We start from the raw sequence: 20,623 nt of genomic DNA, 5'->3' as shown, positions 1-20,623 counted from the left end.
TCCTTAATGCGCGATGCCGAGATAGGCGTCGATCACGCCCTGATTCTTCTTGACCTCATCCGGGGTGCCGTCAGCGATCTTCACGCCATGATCGAGCACCGCCACGCGATGGGAGAGATCCATCACCACAGCCATGTCGTGCTCGATCAGCGCAATAGTCGTGCCGTAATGATTGTTCACGTCGATGATGAACCGCGACATGTCCTCCTTCTCCTCGAGGTTCATGCCTGCCATCGGCTCGTCGAGGAGAAGCAGATCCGGCTCCATCGCAAGGGCGCGGCCGAGTTCGACGCGTTTCTGCAGGCCATACGGCAAACGCGCAACCGGCACCTTGCGGATCGCCTCAATCTCCAAAAAAGCGATGATCTCCTCGACCCGGTGCCGATGCTCGATCTCCTCCGCCAGCGCAGGGCCGTAGCGCAGCATCTGCCAAAAAAGGCCTCGGCGCATCCTCAATGTGCGGCCAGCCATAATATTGTCGAGCGCGCTCATTCCCTTGAACAGTGCGACGTTTTGAAAGGTGCGCGCGATGCCGCCACGGGACGCCTCGAACGGCTGCATCTGGGCGCGGGTCCGTCCCTTGAAGGTGATCGCGCCGTGATTGGGATGATAGAAGCCGTTGATGACGTTGAGCATCGAAGTTTTTCCGGCGCCGTTCGGTCCTATGATGGCGCGAATTTCGCCTTTCCTGATGTCAAACGAAACGTCCCTCAGCGCTTTCACGCCGCCAAACGTCAGCGATACGCCCTGGACCAGAAGCAAGATTTCGCTCGTATCCGGCGTCCTCATGCGGCTTTCCCCAAAGGTTCTGTCGCACCAATTGTTTGCAGGTCGCGGATCTTGACCCGAGCCGCGATCACGCCCTTGCGGCCATCCTCAAAAGTGACCTCGGTGGAAATGTCCGCTTCATGCGAACCGTCGTAGAGCGCCGTGACCAGTGGCGCATAGCGCTCGGCGATGAACCCGCGGCGAACTTTCTGAGTGCGGGTCAATTCGCCATCGTCGGCGTCGAGTTCCTTATGCAGAATGAGAAAGCGGCGAATCTGCGCGCCCGCCAGTACCTTTCCCTCCGAGAGAGACCGGTTCACCTCGGCAACATCTTTCGCCACCATGTCGTAAACCAGCGGATGCTCCGCCAGATCCTGATAGGAACCGTACGCGATGTTGTTGCGTTCGGCCCAGTTCGCCACAGCGACCGGGTCGATATTAAGAAAGGCGCAAACGAAATCTCTGCAGTCGCCGTAAACGACCGCTTCCTTGATGTTGGGAAAAAACTTCAACTTGTTCTCAAGATACTTCGGCGCAAACATCGTGCCGTCGGCCAGCCGACCAACATCCTTCGCGCGATCGATGATCTTCAGGTGCCCAGTCTTTTCGTCGAAGAAACCGGCGTCGCCGGTCTTGACGTAGCCGTCGGACGTCATGGCCTCCGCGGTCTTCGCCTGATCCTTGAAGTATCCGACGAACATGCCCGGTGAGCGGAACTGCACCTCGCCTGTTTCCGCAATGCGGATGTCGACGTTCGGTGCAGCCGAGCCGACCGTATCGGAGTTGATCTCACCGTCAGGCTGGCAGGTAACGTAAAGGAACGCTTCGGTCTGACCATACAGTTGCTTCAGGTTTAATCCGATCGAGCGGTAGAACGCGAACAGATCCGGACCGATGGCCTCACCTGCCGTATAGGCGACGCGCACGCGAGACAGGCCAAGAACGTTCTTGAGGGGCTCGTAGACCATCAAACGCCCGACCGCATAGAGCAGCCGGCCAGACAGTGGCACCGACTTTCCGGTCAAAATCGACTCGCCATACCGCCGCGCAATGCCAAGGAAGTAGTTGAACATGCGCCGCTTGATGGCTGCAGCGTCCTCCATGCGGATCATCACCCGCGTCAGCATGGCCTCGAAACCACGCGGCGGGGCAAAATAGAAGGTTGGTCCGATCTCGCGCCGATCCTGCTCGATCGTCTCACCGCTCTCGGGACACGCCATGCAGAATCCAGCGACAATGCCCTGTGCATAGTTGAGGTAATGATCACCAACCCAGGCGAGCGGCAGGTAGGCAAGCGCCACGTCCTTGTCGGTCAGGCTGTCGAACCCGACGGTATCAGTCGCAGCATCGATGCAGCCTCGCGCCGACAGCATGACGCCCTTCGACGCGCCGGTGGTTCCCGAGGTGTAGAGGATGATCGAGATGTCGGAACCTTCACCCTGCCGGATGAACTCATCGACCTGCCTGCCGAGCGCCGCGCTGGCCGCAAGCGCGGCGCGGCCGTCTTCGATGACATCGCGGATTGCGATCAATCGGTCGTGGTCGTAGTCATCGAGGCCACGCGGCTCGTCATAAACGACCTTGTCGAGATGCGGCACCCGGTCGGATACAGAAAAGACCTTGTCGACCTGCTCCTGATCTTGCGCTGCAACAAACTTCGCATCGGCGTGAGCGAGGACGTAAGCAAGCTCGTCGGCCACCGCATCCGAATAGACCGGAACCGGAATCGCGCGCAGCGCTTGCGCTGCCATTAGGGTCCAATAGAGCTTCGGCCGGTTGGAACCAACGATGGCGATCGTGTCTCCAGGCTGCAATCCAAGTCGATGCAAGCCCGCAGCGTAAGCGCGCACGATCTCTGCAACCTGAGCCCAGGTCCACGTCTGCCAGATGCCGAGATCCTTATGCCGAAACGCAGGACGGCTGCTAAACTGCACGGCATTTCGCGCCAGCAGCTTGGGGAACGTGTCAAACGATCCGCCAACAGCCATGTCGGTCTCGATCCCAAAAACCGGCACGTTGGTTCGCGCCTGCTTATTGTGACGCTGCCCTTCGGGGAAGCAGCCATGCGGATTCCGCATGCGTCCTCTACATTACAACGGATCGAAAGTCCTACAAGTCCCGGCTTGACCGACTCGAACCCGTTGGTGGGTATCACTTGGTATAAATGAGAAAGCTGGCGACCGACGGTGGCGTAGCTTCGCTCTACAGTAGCAGTCTTCGAGGATGCAGACTGTAATTCAGCTCAGACCGCCTTGATATGTCCACGCGCTCCGATGCTGCGATTGAGGCCGCGCTGACGGAGGCCGTTCGACTTCCATGTCCGCTCCGATCTCCATCTCAAGTCACTTCGCGCCGAAACGCCCGGCACCTGGATCACGATGAGATTCGACGAGGATCTCGACGTCGCCGCCAAAGCTGCGTTACGCGACATGATCGAACTCATCCGCGAACGAGGCCGTGCGGAGCCACCCCATGAAATCGCCCGACAACGCCGCGGCCAGTCGGGAATCCAAATAACTGAAGCACCTGATCTCGAGAATCGCGCGAGGCAGGGACGTATCACAACAGCCCTTCGACCCGCCATGCCTCTCTCCGCTGCTGACCGCAGGCGCGCCGCATCTAGTCAGCGGAATTCGACCAATCTTGGACTCGGGTCTCGGCAGGCCCGATTCAGCAGGTAACGTGAAAAAGGCCGATCTTCTTCGCGCGCGAGTCGTTGAACGTATGGATCGCCTCAGGGGTCGGCTGCAACAGGACCGTGCAACCCTTTTTCGCAAAGTACGCCTCAGCCTCCGGCGATAGGTGCACATTGCCCATCTGGCCCGAGCCAAGAATTAGCTGCTCGCATCCGTCTTCAAAGACGAACTTCGCTTCGTCCTTCGAGAGGACATGCGAGGTGCCGTAGTACTTCTTCGACAGCTTCTTCTTCCGCCTTGCCACTTCGCCGGACAGACGAATGATTACGTCGTGTTCATAGGTCTTCCCGTCAATCGTGATGGTGCCGAATGTAGTGCGTTCGATCTCCATGGCCTGACCTCCTCATGATCCTGGCATGAGGCCCAGATTCGGCAGACGAGCCTGGCATCGAGGTCTGGGCAGCCCGCGTCGCTCGCGGGCCTCCTGTTTCCGAACCTTGGACCTCGGCGGTGCCGTAGCCGGCAATTCGCTGCTGGTGTCTACCCGACGATCTGGAACGCGTCAGCCGCACGCAACACCGTGCCGTCCTCCCAGTGGCGTCCAACCAGCATCATGCCAACAGGGAGCCCTGCCGACATGCCTGCCGGAACCGTGGCGGCAGGATGGCCAGTGACGTCGAACGGGCAAGTGTTGGAAATCATCTCGAGTGCCCGCGCAACGTAGTCCTCGCGGCTCGCGTCCGGCGGTGGGAGTAGCGTGGCCTTCAAAGGTAACGTCGGCATGAGCAGGAGATCGACGCCTTTGAGTTGCTCGTCGTAGGCGGCGCGTAGCACGCGCGCGAGGTTTTGGGCCTTCGCGTAGTAGCGGCCCTGGTAATTGTCCTGCATGTACTGGCCGAGCAGGACAACGAGCTTGACGGTCTCCGAAAGGTCGTTGGCGCGCACCCGCCGGCTCCGGCCGTAGAAGTCCAGCAGCGAAGTCGTGTAGTGCCCTTTCCAGTTGGTTCCCATGCTGTTGCCCGCGACCATCAGCGCCGTGGCGCCCTCGACGGCGATAGCGTTCCAGATATGGATGCCGTCGCGGTGGAGGGGGATCGATACCTCGCTCACGACTCCCCCCGCTCGCGTCAAGCGCTGTGCCGCCTCGCGTACCATGGCGTCGACATCGGGCTCGGAATTGGGCCAGCCAAACCCTTCCTTGACGATCCCGATCCGCAGGCCGCGGGCGTCTCCGGTGAGCTGCTTGGTATACGCTTCCGTACGCAGTCCCGCCGGTTGGCGCGGGTCGAGGCCGTCAGCTCCGGCGAGCACCTCGAGAAGCCGGGCGGCATCGCCGGCGGTACGAGCAATGGGCCCGGTATGATCAAGTGTTAATTCAATGGGGAAGACACCGGTGTATGGCACAAGCCCGTGGGTGGGCTTGTGACCAACCGCTCCGCAGAAAGAGCTGGGAATTCGGATCGACCCTCCCTGGTCGCCTCCGATGGCCATGTCGCACTCGCCGGCGACGACGAGCGCCGCGCTGCCGCTGGAGGAACCGCCGGCAGATCGCTTCGGATCGTGCGGATTGAGTACGGGCCCTGTGTCGGAGGTATGGCTACCGCCCGAGAAGCAAAGATGCTCGCACACGGCCTTGCCGATGATCTCTCCACCGGCATCGAGGATGCGGGTCACAATGGTTGCGTCCACGTCAGGGACGTAGCCCTCCAGCACGTTGGAACCGTTCATCATCGGGATACCGGCAACGCACACATTGTCTTTGATGGCGATTTTCTTGCCCGCGAGAGGCCCCGAAGTTGCGCCTTTGATTGAGCATCTCCAGTACCAAGCGTTGAGTCGATTGTCCGAGGCCCCTGGGCGGAACCCCGCGTCCCGCGGGTACTTCACCACCAATGTCGGCTCCGCGAACTGGTCCAGGCGACGGTACGACGCGAGCACGCCGTCCATGAGGTTGCGGAACGACATCAGATCGTCGCGGCTGAGAGCCAAGTTGTAGGATTTGGCGATGCGCTCCAATTCAGGCAGCGGTGGCTTGCGCAGAATCCGCGGCGCCGTCGCCGTCGAGGGTAGCGGTTGCGTACCCGCCTCGGCGGCCGCACGAACGGGCGTTGTCGCCGCGGCGACAACGGTTGCTGCTGCGCCGGCCGCGCCGGCATGAAGGAAGCGACGACGCGAATAGTCTGGCGAGGCTCTCATAGCACATCCTCCCTCGACCAATGGGTTGACCTCTCAAATCCACCGCTCGCCCTAAAGCGTCGGGGACCGTCTGGTGGTCGGTGGCCGCGACGGTCACCAAGCGGAGGCAGCCGACGCTGCGGCCGGCGTGCCAAACTGCAACATCACAGTGAGTCCTTGCATCCGGACAGAGCTGAGGCGCAGCAGCCGCATGAGGTCGGGACGTGAGGCTTGGCCGAGCGGATCGCGACGGCAATTAAGGCCTGTACTGGATGCCTCCGCATCCTCGCGCGGACTGCGGAGCGACGCGCCGTCCAGCAGCAGATTATCGCGCAACCACCAGCGATCTTCAAGAGCTTGCATCTTTCACGGTCCGCGCCCGCCAGCCACGTCGCGGAGCACTTCCGCCGTCGCGACCCACTCACAGTCAAGCCGCGCGCGCCATGTCTCTTCCTGGGCACTTAACCGACGTCAGCCGCTTGGCGAATGTCCGCTTTGCGCCGCCAGAAGCGAACCCTCCTATGAGATCGCCTCCTGACCCATTTGAGACATGGCATGCGTCGGCAGGACCCTCGACTGTGGCCATCGATAACCGCCCGATTCGATTGAAGCACTATCTGCACCGAAGGGATGTGCCAGCGAGGCCGACAAACGTCTGCTCATTGGGCAACGACGTGACCCAATCTAGGAGCCTGTCCCGGTAATGGACTTGGGATCAAGCGAATCGAGTTCTGAGCGTTTTTTTGGAGACAAGTTTCTCCTTAGCGTACTGCTGCGAGTTTTGTGAGGTTGTGGGCGGTGCAGATCATGGCCCATTCGGCTTTGACCTTGTCGATGCCGCGCAGGAGGAACTGGCGGAAGCCTCTTGCCTGCTTGATCTGGCCGAAGACGGGCTCGACGATCTGTTTTCGCAATCGATACCGGCTTCGATAGCCTGCGCGCTTGAGCTTTGTGCTCATTCTGGCGATCAGCGTGCCGGATTTGAGCTTCCTTTTTGCCGTGGCCGCCTTGGTGCCGTGCTTTTGCCGTCCAGTGGCGACGTAGCCCTCGATCCGGCGTCGAACGAGCGTGCGAAGATTGGCTTGCGAGCAATAGCCCGCATCGGCCGATGCTTCATCCGGGTTCGTCCCGAGATTGGCTTTGATGGCATCGAGCAAGGGTGCGAGCTGCGCCTGATCGCTCGGCGAGTTGGTCAGCGTGTGCGCCACGATGATCTGATGGGCGCCATCGACGGCGGCCTGTGCGTTGTAGCCCTGGATGAAGCCGTTTTTGGTCGGCATCACGCGGCTGTCGGGATCGGTGAAGTTGCGTTGCGCCTTGTCGCTCGGCTCTGCCGTGACAGGCTTGGACTTGCGTCCCGGCCGGCCCCTGCCGCCGTCGCCGGAGCCGTCGTCGTCCGGCTTCGAGGCGGCTTTGGTTTCGGCAGCAGCCTTGGCTTCGGCTTCCAGCGCGGCCTTGGCGGCCCGGATCTTCTCGAGCCGCTTCTCTTTATTGGCCATCCAGTCCGGCATCTCGTCGCCGCGCTTCAAGGCTCCGAACTGGCGGTCCTCGGCCTTGTCGGTCTGAGCGGCTTCGGCGAACCAGCGTTGGACTTCGGCAGCAAGCCTCGGTTCGGCCTCTTTCATCCGGCCATAGCTCATCGCCTTGTTGATCCCGGCATTGGCCTTGATCTTGGTGCCATCGAGCGCCACATGGCCAAGCTTCACAAGGCCGGCCTCGCGGCACAGCTTCAAGACCTGCCGGAACAGGCCCGATAGCGCGGCCAGATGGCGCTTGCGGAACTCGCTGATCGTGCGGAAGTCCGGACGCTGCATCCCCGTTACTGCCGCAAAATCCAGCCGCTCCTCGCAGCCCCGAGCGATCCTGCGCGACGAGTAGATCCCCTGGCTGTAAGCATAAAGCAGCAGCGCCACCATCATGCCAGGATGATAGGGCGGAAAGCCGCGCTCCTCGTCGTAGGCATCCATGATCGCCGACAGGTCCAAACCCGTGCGAACCGTGTCGCGAACAAAGTGGGCCACGTGCCCGGGAGGCACCAAATCCTGGACCGACGGCGGCAGCAGCCAAACCTGATCAACGTCCCAAGGACGAAATGTCTTGCTCATCCGCCGTTTGAATCACGACGCTTGTGCTTCGTCGAGAAAAATCCGATTACTCGGACAGGCTCCTAGGGATGCGCGCCTGTCGCCCCGTCATTTTTCGGCCCAGGTAGTACAACCGCAATAGGGTGCCGCTGGTCTTAAGCCTCTAGTGTTGCGACTTCACGTGCGCAAGTAGCCTCCAACCTCGCCCTCAGCCCAGGCGAGCGTCTTCTCCAGCGGCTCGCCCTGCATGTGGCAGACTGTCATCTGGGTCATGAGGCCCTGGGAATAGATCTGCACTGCGATCCAGGGCGGGGCCGGCCGCGCGGCGATCGATAGGATCCGGTGGTTGTAGGGATTCGGGTAGCGGTAGAACGTGCCCTTCGGCGGTCCTTCGTCGGCCCAGGTCTTGGGCGTCGTCAGGTTGTCGAAGGCCGGAAGGTCGTGGCCTCCGCTCGCGCCACCATCTTTTCGATTGCCTTCCGCTGCGACAGACGCGCCGGCAGGCTCTTTGCCGCCGGCTTGCTCTTGGTGAAGGACAGATCCCCCAGAAGAAAGGAATGAAGGGTGCGAAGCGGCCCTTCGGACCCGCCGGCGACCGGGCGCGATTACCCAAAAGGAGACTCGTCAATTGGTCGCGAACCCACAAAGAAAGCTATGGGCGATTCTGTAGTCGCCTCAGATGAAGCGTCTTACGTAACAGGTTCGATACTTTTGGTGGCCGGCCAGTTCACGAAGTGAGACCATGGCCAGCGCCTCGAAGCTAAGACTTGATTTCCTGCTGCGAGGGGCGACAATGACGTTGCGCCAGCTTCCGGTACCGAACTCCATATAAGACGGGAAAAACCCGCTTGGCCACGGCAATACCGTCGCTGCGCGGGAGGGACCGTTATGACGGTAGGGTTCATGCGCTGGCTACAGCGCCGACACGATCCAGGCCGCCGGTCGTATCGCCGTTACGATTGGGAACGATGTAATCGCGCCGCTGCTCTGCGAAGAATTCACCCTGTTTCGCGGCGAACTCGCCACCACGGCGCTGCAAGTGGAACACCAACAAATGATCATCAAGCCAACGTATTGCGCAGGCGACAACGTGCGCATGCGTTGAACCACGGAGGCGCGATAGACTGAAAGGGACTCCAAGCCGGCGTAAGACTGGCCGAAGGGCATCAGCTCAGACACATCGAGGGAGGAATGCATGACGACAGTAACCCGACGTAACGTCCTCAAGAGCGGTACCGCGCTTGTGGGCGGCATGGCCGGCATCCTGGCGGCCGGCAGGGCACCTGCCTATGCGCAAGCCACCACGGTGCACTGGCTGCGCTGGACCGACTTCGTTCCGGCGTCAGATCAGCTTCTGCGCAACGAAATCGCCAAGGAGGGTGAGAAGGCGCTCGGCATAAAGCTCAATATCGAGACAATCAACGCCAACGATATCCAGGCGCGCGTCACCTCGGCGATCCAGTCGGGGTCAGGCCCCGACGTCGTCTGCGTCCTCAACAATTGGGGGCAACTTTACGGCGAGAGCGTCATAGACGTCAGCGACATCGCTGAGGAAATCGGCAAGGGCCAGGGCGGCTTCTACGAAACATCCCGCGCTGTCGCCAATGACGGCAAGAAATGGATCGCAGTGCCGTGGTGCATCGTCGGCCTGCAGATCGCATACCGAAAGTCCTGGTTTGCTGAGATCGGCTACACGGATGGAAAATTTCCTCAGACGTGGGAAGAGTATCGCGAGGCCGGCAAGAAGCTGAAGGCAAAGGGACGGCCCATCGGCCAAACGCTGGGTCACACCTTCGGCGATGCGCCCGCCTTCACTTACCCCTACCTGTGGTCCTGGGGCGGCAAAGAGGTCGAAGCAGACGGCAAGACGGTTGTGCTGAACAGCCCCGCAACGGTCGAGTCGGTGAAGTTCATGGTGGCCTTCTGGAAGGACGCCCACGATGAAGGCGGGCTCGCCTGGGACGATTCCAACAACAACCGCGCTTTTCTGTCCGGGACGTGCAGCGCCACGCTCAATGGCGCCTCGATCTACATCGAGGCCCTGCGCAAGCCGGATACCTACAAGACGGAGGCAGGCGGGCAACTGAAGGACGACATCCTGCACGCCGCGCTGCCCAGGGGCCCCGGGGGGCAGTTCAGCTATCACGTCCCGTTCTCGAACCTCCTGATGGGTTATTCGAAGAACCAGGATGCGGCGAAGAAATTCCTTAGCTGGATTCACTCCAAGGACGTCTACAACAAGTGGTTCGTCTCCCAGAAGGGCTTCTCGGTCGGCCCGACCACGGATTGGGAAAAGCACAAGCTGTGGGGCGACGACCCGATCATGCTGCCCTACAAGCAAGCGGCGCGCACAGGGCGCTTCGCTGGCTACCAAGGGCCCTCTACGCGCAAGGCAGCCGAGGTCGTAACCAAGTACGTCATCATTGATATGTACGCAAAGGCCGTCCAAGGCATGCCCGCCGAGGATGCCGTGAAGTGGGCAGAGGCTGAGCTCAAGAAGGTCTACGTCTGAGGTTAAGCCGTCCCCTCCCCATTTTTCGTGGGGAGCAAGGGAATCTTCCGGCCGACGAGGATCGAACATGACGATAAGCGCGGTTTCCGCCACCACGCTCCGCGAGGCGCCCCCTCCGCGGCGACAACGGTTGCTCGAGGACGAGCGCTGGCTGGCGTTCGTGCTGCTGGTGCCGACCATCGTGCTGCTCGGCATGTTCATTGCCTATCCCTTCATTCGAGGGATATTGCTGTCGGTCACCAGCTCGCGCGTCGGTATGCCCGGCGACTTCGTCGGCCTCGCTAACTTCTACAAGATCTTCAATGACGGGATCTTTCGCACCTCCGTTTACAACACCTTCCTCTATACGGGCGTGACCACCGTCTTCAAGCTGGCGCTCGGACTGTGGCTCGCCATGCTGCTCAACCGTAATTTCCACGGCAAGGCTTTTACCCGTGCTTTCATCCTGCTGCCTTTCATTATCCCGACCGTGCTCTCGACTTTCGCCTGGAAGTGGATGTTCGACCCGACGTTCAGCGTTCTCAATTGGCTCCTCTACCATTTCGGCTTGATCACCGGTCGGATCAATTGGCTGGGCGATCCAGATCTCGCCATGATCTCGATTATCATCGTCAACATCTGGCGCGGGGTGCCGTTCTTCGCCATCAGCCTGCTCGCCGGCTTGCAGACCATCAGTCCCGAACTCAACGAGGCCGCCGCCATCGACGGCGCCAAGCCGTGGCAGCGGTTCTGGCACATCACCTGGCCGCTGCTGCTGCCCGTGACCATGGTCGTGGTGCTTTTCTCAGTGATTCAGACGTTCGCCGACTTCCAGATCGTCTATGTAATGACGGGCGGCGGACCAGCCAACGCAACGCACCTGTTCGCCACCTACGCCTATCAGATCGGCATCGGCACCGGCCTCTTGAGCGAGGGCGCCGCCATCTCGCTCGCAATGTTTCCGGTCCTGTTTCTGGTCGTCATCATCCAACTTCTCTACATCCGCCGCGTGGAGGTCCGCTGAGCCATGATCGAAGGCGCAAGGTGGCGAAAGTGGGTGTTCTTCTACGTCCCCATGGCGCTGTTCCTGCTTTTCCTGCTGTTCCCGTTCTACTGGATGGTGATCACTTCGGTGCGGCCGGACGGCGAGCTTTACCGGCCCTGGAATTCGATCAACTACAATCCGTTCTGGACCTGGAAACCGACCTGGGACCACGTCAGGTACCTGTTCGAGGAGACGCTGTTCGCATCGTGGCTGTGGAACACGACGTTCATCGCGCTCGCGTCAACCGCTATCTCGCTCGTGTGCGGCGTGTTCGCCGGCTATGCTCTGGCGCGGCTGAACTTTCCATTTGCCGGCAGCCTGGGCACCGCCATCTTCATTACCTATCTGGTGCCTCAGACGCTGCTGTTCATTCCGCTGGCAGAGATCATACGCAACTATCGGCTGGGTGACACGCCTTGGTCGCTGATTCTGACCTATCCGACCTTTCTTATTCCGTTCTGCACCTGGATCATGATGGGCTACTTCAAGGCGGTACCCAAGGAGCTCGAGGAATGCGCGCGCATTGACGGCGCCTCGCGCTGGCAGGCTATGCTCTACATCGTCATCCCGGTGGCGATCCCGGGCATCCTCTCGGCCGGCATCTTCGCTTTCACGCTGTCGTGGAACGAGTTCATCTATGCGCTTGTCTTCCTGTCCTCGCCTGAGCAGAAGACTGTGCCGGTCGGCGTCACATCGGAGCTGATCCGCGGCGATGTATTCTACTGGGGACCGCTGATGGCTGGGGCCCTGCTTGGATCGATACCGGTTGCTATCGCCTATTCGTTTTTCGTCGAGCACTACGTCGCAGGATTGACCGGATCGGTGAAGGGCTGACAGCACCACGGATCAAGGGGATTCGAAAGCGCGCATGCAGACTGCGCATAGGCCGTTGGGAGGCAGGTGGAAGCGAATGGGCCAGGTCGTCCTCAAGGGGATCAACAAGTTCTTTGACAGCGTGCACGCTGTCAAAGACGTCAATCTGCAGATCCGCGACAAGGAGTTCATAGTGTTCGTCGGACCATCCGGCTGCGGCAAGACGACGACGCTCAGGATGATCGCCGGGCTTGAAGCGATCAGCTCCGGCGATATCTCAATCGACGGCAACGTGATCAATGAACTGGCGCCCATGGACCGCGACATCGCCATGGTGTTCCAGAACTACGCGCTCTACCCGCACATGAGCGTGTACGACAACATGGCGTTCGGCCTGAAGATGCGCAAATTCGAAAAGCCCGAGATCGATAAGCGCGTGCGGGAGGCGGCTGACATCCTCGGCATCGGCGAATTGCTAAAGCGCAAGCCTCGCCAGCTCTCCGGCGGCCAGCGCCAGCGCGTGGCGTTAGGCCGTGCCATCGTGCGCCACCCCCGCGTGTTCCTGTTCGACGAGCCGCTGTCGAACCTCGATGCCAAGCTGCGGGTGCAGATGCGCGTTGAGCTCAAGAAGCTGCATCTGCGTCTCGGCACCACCGCGATCTACGTTACCCACGATCAGGTCGAGGCGATGACGCTGGGTGACCGGGTTGTCGTCATGAAGGACGGCGTGGTGCAGCAGGTGGGGGAGCCGCTCGAGCTGTACAATCAGCCAGCCAACAAGTTCGTCGCCGGCTTCATCGGCTCCCCAGCCATGAATTTCGCCGCCGTTACAGTGACCGAGGCGAACGGGTCGCTGATCGCCGAGAACTCCGGCTTACGCATCAAGCTGCCGGACGAGACCGCGCAGCGCCTGCGCGGCCATGTCGGCCACGAGGTCACGCTCGGCGTGCGCCCGGAGGACCTCACCGTGGCGGGCCCTGCCGATCTCGACCACCCGTGCTTCGATGCTGTGATCGAGGTGGTCGAGCAACTCGGCTCGGAAATCCTGCTCGATATGAAGGTCGGCGAGAGTGTCATGGTGGCAAGCGTCGAACCAACCGCGCGGGTGAAGGTGCGCGACAAGCTGCGCCTTGCCATGCGCCCTTCCAGGCTTCACGTCTTCGACGTGAAGACTGAGGCGGCAATCTAGCGTCTGCGCGCAGTAGGCCAATTTCCCTCCGGTGAAGGGAATTGGCTCGAAACCGGTGACTTCCCTTTCACCAGCTTCCATTACGCCCGGCGAGCGCGAAGGCACGTGGCCTAACCATTCCCGAGTCCTTCTTGGTGTGTGCTGACGAGATGATTGATGACGCCATTTGCCGCGGTACAGGAGTCCGTTGTTGGCCGATACTGTTGAAAACGTCGAAAATCGAACGAGCGAGACAATCCCGCGAAAGTCGATTCTTAGAGTCTGTCCGGGATCATGCTGTTTTTTGGCAGAGCTTTCGCAGCATGAGGCGGATTGAGGCGAGGCGCAAGAACGCCAATGCCTTTCGGTTGAGGCACTCCCAATCCTTGGCCAAACGGCGGCAGCGGTTGAGCCAGGCGATGGTGCGTTCGACGATCCATCGCTTGGGCAAGATCGCAAAACTCTTTGCTGTATCGGAGCGCTTGACGATCTCGACGTCGATTTGCCGGAGGATTTTGCGAACGGCGGACTGAAAGATCGGCCCCTGATAGCCGCCGTCAGCATAGAGCTTCAGCAGGAATGGATGCAGGCCAAACAGCGTGGCCATCACCAGCACCCCACCGTCACGATCCTGGATGTCCGCCGAATGCACGAGGGCGTGGAGCAGCAAGCCTTGAGTATCGACTAGGATGTGGCGCTTCTTGCCCTTGATCTTCTTGCCCGCATCGTAGCCATGCGGGTCGATCCACGCCCCCCTTTTTCCGCGCTCTTGACGCTTTGACTGTCGATGATGGCGGCGCTCGGGCTGGGTTCTCGGTTAGCCAATTCTCGACATTGTACATAGAGCGCGTGATGGATGCGATCGAGCGTGCCGTTCCAAGCCCACAAGTCAAAATAGTCGTGCACCGTGCTGCGTGGCGGCAGGTCCTTCGGGATCGCTCGCCATTGGCAACCGGTGCTCAGCACATACATCAGGCCATTGATCACCTCGCGCACATCGACCGTGCGCTTGTTGCCGCCTCGCTTGGCTGGCGCAATCAGCGGCTCCACCAACGCCCATTCCTCATCAGTCAAATCGCTTGGATAGCGTAGCCGGCTTCGGTCGTAACGACCGCGGTTCTCCTTCGTCCACATGGGCGCCCCTTCGAATCGGACCGCCACCCTTGAATCACAAATGATTCCGATGATTCAAGATGTTCCCGGACAGACACTTAGACTTTCCTACGCTGCAAAGCCCTGTAGGGTCGATACGAAGGTCCGTGGTCGTTTTTGTTTAAAACGATGAGGTCCCTCACGTCGCCCCAATGCGAAACGCATCAGCGGTCGTAGAAAATTTTGCTCGTCAGCCCAAAGATTTCAACACTATCGGCACTTAGCCGACATCGTAGTTTAGGCGAATGTCCGCTTTGCGCCCCAGGAGCAGTCATTCGATAACCGACCACAATGCGAACATTGGTAGCCGCCCATTGGGGCGGTGCTTCGTCACCCGAATGGAGCCAACGGCTCGCGCGAACGAAGATCACGCGCTTCTCCAAACAGGCGCCAACGCTGACACTGAAGCGCGTTCAGTTCAGCGCTGCTCACGTTGGATGTCGCTAGATTTTGTTTGATCTCTCGGCGTACACATCGCGCACACGCCGCCCTCTAACTATTTGAACGAACTAAACTCTCGTTCCAATCCTCGACAGGTCATTCCAATGGCTCGCATCGTTCGGTACGCGGTTGCCACAACGATGCGGCAAGAAGAGATTTGCCGGCCTGATTGGCGCGATGTCGATATGAAAACTCGAGTCCTGATTATCCGCGATCGTAAGGATCCGCGGGGCGAAGGATGGCAACGATCAGAAAGTCCCGCTTCTGAATCTGACAGGCTACGATGCGTGGGAGATCATGCTCCAGCAGCGGATCATCACGAGAGGTTGGGGTCGCGTATTCCCGTATGATCACCGCTCAGTAAGCGCGGCGTTCACGCGAGCCTGCGATGAGTTGAAGATCGAGGATCTGCATTTTTCACGATCTGCGCCACCAGCCGTCTGTTCGAAGCAGGGCTTACGATCGAAAAGGTCGCCTTGGTCCATCCACTCGGCCATTCGGATGTTGCTCAAACGAACGCCTCCAGATACCGCTTGGTTCCACGGCCAACTAGTTCGAGGGAATTCCGGTTCGTTCCGATGCCCCACAAACCCGCCGATCAGCGCTAACAGCACGAGCAATCCGACCAGCAGCCGGAGAGCGACCGCGTTGGCCGCGTCACGACAGCCAACGCACGCGTCACGACAGCTAACGCAATTGCGACGGCGGGTCGTAACGTTGTCCGCGGTCCACGAATTCCGATGTGCGTATCTTTCCTACTCGACTCGTCAAAATCCACCATGCTCGGCCAGAACCGCTTGGTGGTGCCATCACGCGCATCTGCTCGGTATCTTCGGACGCCTTGACGAACAGCACGTCGGCACCGGCATCGGCGTAGCGCCCGGCACGATCGATCGCAGCCTCGAGGCCCTCGACGGAAATGGCATCGGTCCGTGCCATGATCAGGAGTTTCCGAGTCCGACGTGTGTCAACCGTGGCTTGAAGATCGGTCGGCCGATCCCTGGGCAATATGAGACCCGAACGCCAGCGGTGAACTGGATGGAGAGTCGGGATCGTCCTGCGAACCCGGCGTCCCGAACGCAGTGAACATCTTCTAAGTTGTTGATTTTTCTCTCAGCCGCGGGTGTTGGCGTCGATGGGGGACGACTATTCAACCGAAGGCCGCGCGACGGACCTCGTGGCAGTTATCGACGGACTCGGGATCGAACGCACACGCATCGTCGGCATGTCATTGGGAGGAATGGTGGCCTGCGAGTTCGCGCTGCGCCACCCGGACCGCACCGAAAGCCTGGTGAGGGTCGATGTGACCTCACGGCCCGCATTCACCGCAACGGCGCGGATGCGCGCCCTCGTCGCCTCCGAAAATGCGGCCCATGACTTCACCGCACGCTTCCCCGACGGGCGGTGGATTAACATCAAGGGCGCGGGCGGACGTCTGCGGAGCACGACACAGAGTTGAGCCGGCCCTCTTCCAACTCAGTCGGCTGCCCGGTTTGTGGTACGGCCCTCCGCTGGGAGCCTCGATTTCCTCCCACGAGAAGCGGAATTCTTTAGCCGTTGAGTCCTGTTGGTCGCGAAAGGCTCGGTGCGCTCGTTTTTCAACGCATCATAGCGGCCTGCGCTTAAGATCTCGTCTGATAGACGAGGTGTCTGCCCGGTCGCTCGGGCGAGCACCAGCGCACCAAGCATGATGGATAGGGTCGCTATAGCCTCGCTGCGCGCCTCCTTCTTCTTCGAGCCGGACATCTGTCCGGCAAGAATACCAATCATTTCCTGAATCCCCGCCACAAACGCGGTCTTGATCGCCGGGGTCGAACGCGGCACATCAGCAATCAGCGCCGGCAGCGCACAACCGCCTCCGACGTCCAGACGATGACGCTCCGCGAGGTAGAACTCTACAATGCTTGGCAAAAATTGGTCGCGATCCGCCCGGTCGCAGATTCGACGCCAAGCTTCGACAGAGCCTTCCATCGCTTTCGCGAAAGCCTGGTTGATCAAGTCATCGCGGGACTTGAAATGAAAATAGAAACCGCCCTGAGTAAGGCCGGCCATCTTCATAAGAGCAGCGACCGTTATGCCCTCGGATCCTCGTTCTCGAATCCACACCGACGCATGATCCAGGATTCGCGTGGCAGTTTCGTCCCGGCGACCTTTGTTGTAGCGCATGATGTAATGTTCCGTTATGTGCCAGACGCCTCTTCTGCCCTTTTCCTTGGGAAGCAGCTCACATCATGCTGCCTGGCATGAAGCAACGGACCCGGGGGTGGCCATCGATATAGTGCTTCCACACCATGGCGCGTTCGGTCTTGTTCGGCTCCGTGATCACGGCGCCCTCAGGCACCACCACCCACTCATCGTCGATGCGCACGCGATAGTGGCCGTGATCGGATTCCCAATCAACATCGGCAACGACGTATCCATCCGCATCCGAGCAGCATGGCCCGAACTCGCTGCTAAGGCTCTCGAACCATGATTTCAATGGTGAGTTGGCGTAGCGCCCGTCGTCACGCGCCGGTGCGGCTGTGGCCAGCATGATCAGACCCAGCGAAAGCGCGGCACGCATCACGGCAGGTATTCCTACTTTCCCGCCGTATACGTTTTGGCGTGGCGCAGCACAAAGTCGTAAACGCTGAGCGGCGGCGTGCCGGTGATCTTCTCCACGTCCGACGTCAAGCGGTCATACCGATTCTGTTGTTTGAGGAGCGCCATTGTCGCGAGGTGGGCGAGTGCATGCTCATTTAGCATCCCGCTGGCCTCCAGCTGCTTGCGCCAAGGTTCCCAAGGCACGTTCACGTAAGTGATTGGGCGTCCGAGAGCTCTGGAGAACTCCTCGGCAACGCCATTCATATCCTGGGACCGCGGTCCCGTCAGTTCGTATATCTTGCCAATGTGCCCGGCTGGCGCTTCGAGGATCGTGGCCATCACCCGCGCAACATCTTCACTCGCGATCGGCGAAGTCTTTCCCTCTCCGAAGGGGAGCCGAATTTGCTGATGCTCGCGGATCGAATGCATCGACAATCTGAGGAAGAAGGTATCCAGGAATGACGTCGGGCGAACGTGCACGACGGGCAATCCGGACCAGTTCAGCGCCTGCTCCGCCAGCCAGTGCATCTTCTGCTGCGGGCTGTCCGTGGTCGAATTGATTCCCATCTGCGACACTGTCATCTGCGAAATGTTCACGAACGCGCTCACGTTGTGATGCTTCGCGACGGCCGCCGTATTGATGGTGGCCTCGAGATATGGAGCCGAGACGGTCATACCGAAGTAAATTCGGTCGCAACCTTCGACCGCACGGTGCATTGCGTGCAGGTCGAGAAGGTCGCCGGCAACAACCTCAACACCGCGTTCGGCAAGTTTTGCCGATCGCGCATCCTCCGTGCGGACCAGCGCCCTCACCTTGCATCCTCGTCCGATCAACAGCTCGCATACGGCGTGACCAACGGTTCCTGCGGCACCAGTCACTAAGATCGGAGATCCCATTTTCTTCCTCCTCGCGCTCCATGAGCTGAGCTTGGTACGGCAGGTCCGGCGCGTTCAGCGCCCAGATCGAGAACTGGTCGATTCCCGACCTGGACGGGCGGTGAGTGACTGCCGATCTCGCGCTGTAAAGCGGTCACTCGCAATATTCTTCAAGCAACAGCGCGGGCGGTCGCATTCGCGACAGCGCCGTCAAGGAAGCCGGTCAGCCGCTGCCGGATGATCTGCTCGGCTTCCGTCATGATGCGATCGATCAACTCCTTCACCGTCGGGATATCGTTGATCAGCCCGACCACCATGCCGCAGCTCCAGGCGCCGGCGTCCATATCGCCATCGACCATCACCCTGGGGTAGACGCCCGCCACCTGCTCATGGATGTCCTCAATCTTCAGGCTCGCCCCCTTCTCGCGCTCGACTTCGAGCAGCTGGTCGACGCCCTTGTTCTTCAGCACGCGCTCGGTGTTGCGCAGCGCACGCATCACCAGCACCGTGTCGAGCTCGGTGGCTTCGACCAGAGCCTGCTTCACGTTGGCATGGACGGGCGCTTCCTTGGTTGCGACGAAGCGGGTGCCCATGTTCATGCCGGCGGCGCCCATCGACAGCGCGGCAACGAGGCTCCGCGCATCCGCCATGCCACCCGAGGCCACGAACGGGATCTTCAGTTCATCCGCCGCGCGCGGCAGCAGGATCATGTTCGGGATATCGTCCTCGCCGGGATGGCCGCCGCATTCGAAGCCGTCGACGCTGACGGCGTCGCAGCCGATTCTCTCGGCTTTCAGCGAATGCCGCACCGAGGTGCATTTGTGGATCACCTTGATGCCGGCCGCCTGCAGCGCGGGCATGTACTGCTCGGGGCTGCGGCCGGCGGTCTCCACGGCCTTGACGCCGCCTTCCTTGATGGCGGCGATGTATTCTGGATAGGGCGGCGCAGTGAGGCTCGGCAAGAAGGTCAGGTTCACACCGAACGGCTTGTCGGTCATGTCGCGGCAGCGCGCGATTTCCTTCGCCAGCAATTCCGGCGTCCGCTGAGTGAGGCCGGTGATGATGCCGAGACCACCGGCGTTCGACACCGCCGCGGCCAGCTCGGCGAAGCCGACATAATGCATGCCGCCCTGGATGATCGGATGCTGGATGCCGAACAGTTCAGTGATTGCTGTCTTCACGTGTGGTTCTCCGCTTTCCGCTCAATTGACGATTTCAAACAGGCCCGCCGCGCCCATGCCGCCACCGATACACATGGTCACCACGCCGTACTTCGCCTTGCGCCGCCGCCCCTCGATCAGGATGTGACCCGTAAGCCGGGCGCCCGTCATGCCATAGGGATGGCCGATCGCGATCGAGCCGCCATTGACGTTCAGCTTGTTCGGGTCAATGCCGAGCTTGTCGCGGCAGTAGATCACCTGGACAGCATAGGCCTCATTCAGCTCCCAGAGATCGATGTCGTCGATCTTCAGACCGTGCCGCTTCAGAAGGCGTGGGATCGCAGCGACCGGGCCGATACCCATTTCGTCCGGTTCGACTCCGGCCGCGACGAAGCCGCGGAAGATGCCGAGCGGCTTCAGGCCCTTCTTGGCGGCGATCTTGTCGCTCATGATCACGCAGGCCGATGCGCCGTCCGAGAGCTGGCTGGCATTGCCCGCCGTGATGGTCTTGCCTTCGAACACCGGCTTGATCTTCGCGAGGCCTTCCGCCGTGGTCTCGGGGCGAGGACCTTCATCCTTCGACAGCGTCACCTGCTGATAGGTGACCTCCTTGGTGTCCTTGTTGACGACGGCCATCCTGGTCGTGATCGGGACGATCTCGTCATTGAAGCGGCCGGCCTGCACCGCGGCTCCGATACGGCGCTGACATTCGAGGCTGTATTCGTCCTGCCGGTCGCGGCCGATCTTGTAACGCTCGGCGACGATCTCCGCGGTGTCGAGCATCGACATGTACATTTCCGGCTTCATCGCCATCAGTTCGTCGTCGACGGCGTGGAATTTGTTCATGTGCTCGTTCTGCACTAGGCTGATCGATTCGATACCGCCTCCAATCGCGATATCGACGCCGTCCAGCATGATGGAGCGTGCCGCGACGGCTATGGCCTGCAGGCCGGACGCGCACTGCCGATCGATCGTGGTCCCGGCGACGGTGACCGGCAGGCCGGCACGAATCGCCCCCTTGCGTGCGACGTTCATCACCATGGTGCCCTGTTGCATCGCGCAACCCATCACCACGTCCTCAACCTGGCCAGGTTCAATGCCCGCGCGCCTGACCGCTTCGGCCATCACATGACCGGCCATGGTCGGTCCCTCGGTGTTGTTCAGCGCACCGCGATAGGCCTTGCCGACGCCGGTGCGCGCGGTGGAAACGATAACTGCCTCTGTCGTCATG

At 60.6% G+C, this 20,623-nt stretch carries 17 protein-coding genes and 2 pseudogenes; 5 read left to right on the top strand and 14 right to left on the bottom strand.

Annotated features, from left to right (window positions below; all coding sequences use genetic code 11):
- Nucleotides 1-3: 3 nt before the first annotated feature.
- The 7 genes and pseudogenes from IVB18_RS20515 to IVB18_RS20485 all read right to left on the bottom strand — a co-directional run bounded on the left by IVB18_RS20515 (nt 4) and on the right by IVB18_RS20485 (nt 8,714).
- Nucleotides 4-789, bottom strand: coding sequence for an ABC transporter ATP-binding protein (locus IVB18_RS20515; RefSeq protein ID WP_247990798.1), 786 nt, complete (start codon nt 787-789; stop codon nt 4-6).
- Nucleotides 786-2,756 carry an AMP-binding protein gene (locus tag IVB18_RS20510; RefSeq protein ID WP_247991683.1) on the bottom strand — a complete coding sequence of 657 codons (1,971 nt, stop codon included), beginning with the start codon at nt 2,754-2,756 and terminating at the stop codon, nt 786-788. Before IVB18_RS20510 ends, IVB18_RS20515 begins: the two co-directional genes overlap by 4 nt.
- A gap of 682 nt (nt 2,757-3,438) precedes the next feature.
- On the bottom strand, nt 3,439-3,795 hold the full coding sequence (locus tag IVB18_RS20505) for an MTH938/NDUFAF3 family protein (RefSeq protein WP_247990797.1): 357 nt from the start codon (nt 3,793-3,795) through the stop codon (nt 3,439-3,441).
- A gap of 149 nt (nt 3,796-3,944) precedes the next feature.
- A complete protein-coding gene (locus IVB18_RS20500; protein ID WP_247990796.1) occupies nt 3,945-5,600 on the bottom strand; it encodes an amidase in 1,656 nt (551 codons plus the stop codon).
- A 740-nt stretch (nt 5,601-6,340) separates the two neighbouring features.
- Nucleotides 6,341-7,684, bottom strand: a complete 1,344-nt coding sequence (locus tag IVB18_RS20495) for an IS1182 family transposase (protein WP_247986834.1) — start codon at nt 7,682-7,684, stop codon at nt 6,341-6,343.
- A gap of 156 nt (nt 7,685-7,840) precedes the next feature.
- Nucleotides 7,841-8,255: pseudogene (locus IVB18_RS20490) on the bottom strand (ABC transporter substrate-binding protein); the annotation flags it as partial.
- 309 nt (nt 8,256-8,564) lie between these two features.
- On the bottom strand, nt 8,565-8,714 hold the full coding sequence (locus tag IVB18_RS20485; RefSeq protein ID WP_247990795.1) for a hypothetical protein: 150 nt from the start codon (nt 8,712-8,714) through the stop codon (nt 8,565-8,567).
- Nucleotides 8,715-8,858: 144 nt separating this feature from the next.
- Here IVB18_RS20485 and IVB18_RS20480 point away from each other — a divergent pair, with 144 nt between their 5' ends.
- The 4 genes from IVB18_RS20480 (at nt 8,859) to ugpC (ending at nt 13,201) form a co-directional block, all read left to right on the top strand.
- Entirely contained in the window at nt 8,859-10,175 is a 1,317-nt protein-coding gene (locus IVB18_RS20480) for an extracellular solute-binding protein (protein ID WP_247990794.1), read from the top strand.
- 67 nt (nt 10,176-10,242) lie between these two features.
- The gene (locus IVB18_RS20475; RefSeq protein ID WP_247990793.1) at nt 10,243-11,178 is read left to right on the top strand and encodes a sugar ABC transporter permease; all 936 of its coding nucleotides are present in this window, start codon (nt 10,243-10,245) and stop codon (nt 11,176-11,178) included.
- Between the two features lie 3 nt (nt 11,179-11,181).
- On the top strand, nt 11,182-12,033 hold the full coding sequence (locus tag IVB18_RS20470) for a carbohydrate ABC transporter permease (protein WP_247990792.1): 852 nt from the start codon (nt 11,182-11,184) through the stop codon (nt 12,031-12,033).
- A gap of 76 nt (nt 12,034-12,109) precedes the next feature.
- Nucleotides 12,110-13,201: a sn-glycerol-3-phosphate ABC transporter ATP-binding protein UgpC gene (ugpC, locus tag IVB18_RS20465; protein WP_247990791.1), complete on the top strand. Its 1,092-nt coding sequence runs from the start codon at nt 12,110-12,112 to the stop codon at nt 13,199-13,201.
- A gap of 271 nt (nt 13,202-13,472) precedes the next feature.
- On the opposite strand, the pseudogene IVB18_RS20460 reads toward ugpC, so the two are convergent.
- Both IVB18_RS20460 and IVB18_RS20455 read right to left on the bottom strand, forming a co-directional pair.
- Nucleotides 13,473-14,314 (bottom strand): annotated as a pseudogene (locus IVB18_RS20460) (IS5 family transposase).
- A 1,146-nt stretch (nt 14,315-15,460) separates the two neighbouring features.
- Nucleotides 15,461-15,781 carry an isocitrate lyase/phosphoenolpyruvate mutase family protein gene (locus IVB18_RS20455; protein WP_256476977.1) on the bottom strand — a complete coding sequence of 107 codons (321 nt, stop codon included), beginning with the start codon at nt 15,779-15,781 and terminating at the stop codon, nt 15,461-15,463.
- Nucleotides 15,782-15,908: 127 nt separating this feature from the next.
- Between IVB18_RS20455 and IVB18_RS20450 the strand changes: the two genes are divergently transcribed.
- On the top strand, nt 15,909-16,232 hold the full coding sequence (locus tag IVB18_RS20450) for an alpha/beta hydrolase (protein ID WP_247990789.1): 324 nt from the start codon (nt 15,909-15,911) through the stop codon (nt 16,230-16,232).
- A 17-nt stretch (nt 16,233-16,249) separates the two neighbouring features.
- Here the strand turns inward: IVB18_RS20450 and IVB18_RS20445 are convergent, their stop codons facing one another.
- The 5 genes from IVB18_RS20445 to IVB18_RS20425 all read right to left on the bottom strand — a co-directional run bounded on the left by IVB18_RS20445 (nt 16,250) and on the right by IVB18_RS20425 (nt 20,622).
- Entirely contained in the window at nt 16,250-16,939 is a 690-nt protein-coding gene (locus IVB18_RS20445) for a TetR/AcrR family transcriptional regulator (RefSeq protein ID WP_247990788.1), read from the bottom strand.
- Nucleotides 16,940-16,997: 58 nt separating this feature from the next.
- Nucleotides 16,998-17,336: a hypothetical protein gene (locus IVB18_RS20440; RefSeq protein ID WP_247991682.1), complete on the bottom strand. Its 339-nt coding sequence runs from the start codon at nt 17,334-17,336 to the stop codon at nt 16,998-17,000.
- Nucleotides 17,337-17,350: 14 nt separating this feature from the next.
- Nucleotides 17,351-18,253: an SDR family NAD(P)-dependent oxidoreductase gene (locus IVB18_RS20435; protein ID WP_247990787.1), complete on the bottom strand. Its 903-nt coding sequence runs from the start codon at nt 18,251-18,253 to the stop codon at nt 17,351-17,353.
- Nucleotides 18,254-18,402: 149 nt separating this feature from the next.
- Complete coding sequence (locus IVB18_RS20430; protein ID WP_247990786.1) at nt 18,403-19,413, bottom strand: nitronate monooxygenase family protein; 1,011 nt, start codon at nt 19,411-19,413, stop codon at nt 18,403-18,405.
- A gap of 21 nt (nt 19,414-19,434) precedes the next feature.
- On the bottom strand, nt 19,435-20,622 hold the full coding sequence (locus IVB18_RS20425) for an acetyl-CoA C-acyltransferase (RefSeq protein WP_247990785.1): 1,188 nt from the start codon (nt 20,620-20,622) through the stop codon (nt 19,435-19,437).
- Nucleotide 20,623 lies beyond the last annotated feature (1 nt).

The sequence above is a fragment of the Bradyrhizobium sp. 186 genome (assembly GCF_023101685.1).
Lineage (GTDB): Bacteria > Pseudomonadota > Alphaproteobacteria > Rhizobiales > Xanthobacteraceae > Bradyrhizobium.
The sequence above is the reverse complement of the archived record's forward strand: the minus strand, read 5'-3'. Positions and strand labels throughout refer to the sequence as shown.

Bases quoted from the DNA above. Each gene is read 5' to 3' on its own strand.
- IVB18_RS20435 (WP_247990787.1), bottom strand. From the start codon at position 18,253: ATGGGATCTCCGATCTTAGTGACTGGTGCCGCAGGAACCGTTGGTCAC.
- IVB18_RS20500 (WP_247990796.1), bottom strand. From the start codon at position 5,600: ATGAGAGCCTCGCCAGACTATTCGCGTCGTCGCTTCCTTCATGCCGGC.
- IVB18_RS20480 (WP_247990794.1), top strand. From the start codon at position 8,859: ATGACGACAGTAACCCGACGTAACGTCCTCAAGAGCGGTACCGCGCTT.
- IVB18_RS20505 (WP_247990797.1), bottom strand. From the start codon at position 3,795: ATGGAGATCGAACGCACTACATTCGGCACCATCACGATTGACGGGAAG.
- IVB18_RS20425 (WP_247990785.1), bottom strand. From the start codon at position 20,622: ATGACGACAGAGGCAGTTATCGTTTCCACCGCGCGCACCGGCGTCGGC.
- IVB18_RS20510 (WP_247991683.1), bottom strand. From the start codon at position 2,756: ATGGCTGTTGGCGGATCGTTTGACACGTTCCCCAAGCTGCTGGCGCGA.
- IVB18_RS20515 (WP_247990798.1), bottom strand. From the start codon at position 789: ATGAGGACGCCGGATACGAGCGAAATCTTGCTTCTGGTCCAGGGCGTA.
- IVB18_RS20450 (WP_247990789.1), top strand. From the start codon at position 15,909: ATGGGGGACGACTATTCAACCGAAGGCCGCGCGACGGACCTCGTGGCA.
- IVB18_RS20470 (WP_247990792.1), top strand. From the start codon at position 11,182: ATGATCGAAGGCGCAAGGTGGCGAAAGTGGGTGTTCTTCTACGTCCCC.
- ugpC (WP_247990791.1), top strand. From the start codon at position 12,110: ATGGGCCAGGTCGTCCTCAAGGGGATCAACAAGTTCTTTGACAGCGTG.
- IVB18_RS20445 (WP_247990788.1), bottom strand. From the start codon at position 16,939: ATGCGCTACAACAAAGGTCGCCGGGACGAAACTGCCACGCGAATCCTG.
- IVB18_RS20475 (WP_247990793.1), top strand. From the start codon at position 10,243: ATGACGATAAGCGCGGTTTCCGCCACCACGCTCCGCGAGGCGCCCCCT.
- IVB18_RS20440 (WP_247991682.1), bottom strand. From the start codon at position 17,336: ATGCGTGCCGCGCTTTCGCTGGGTCTGATCATGCTGGCCACAGCCGCA.
- IVB18_RS20495 (WP_247986834.1), bottom strand. From the start codon at position 7,684: ATGAGCAAGACATTTCGTCCTTGGGACGTTGATCAGGTTTGGCTGCTG.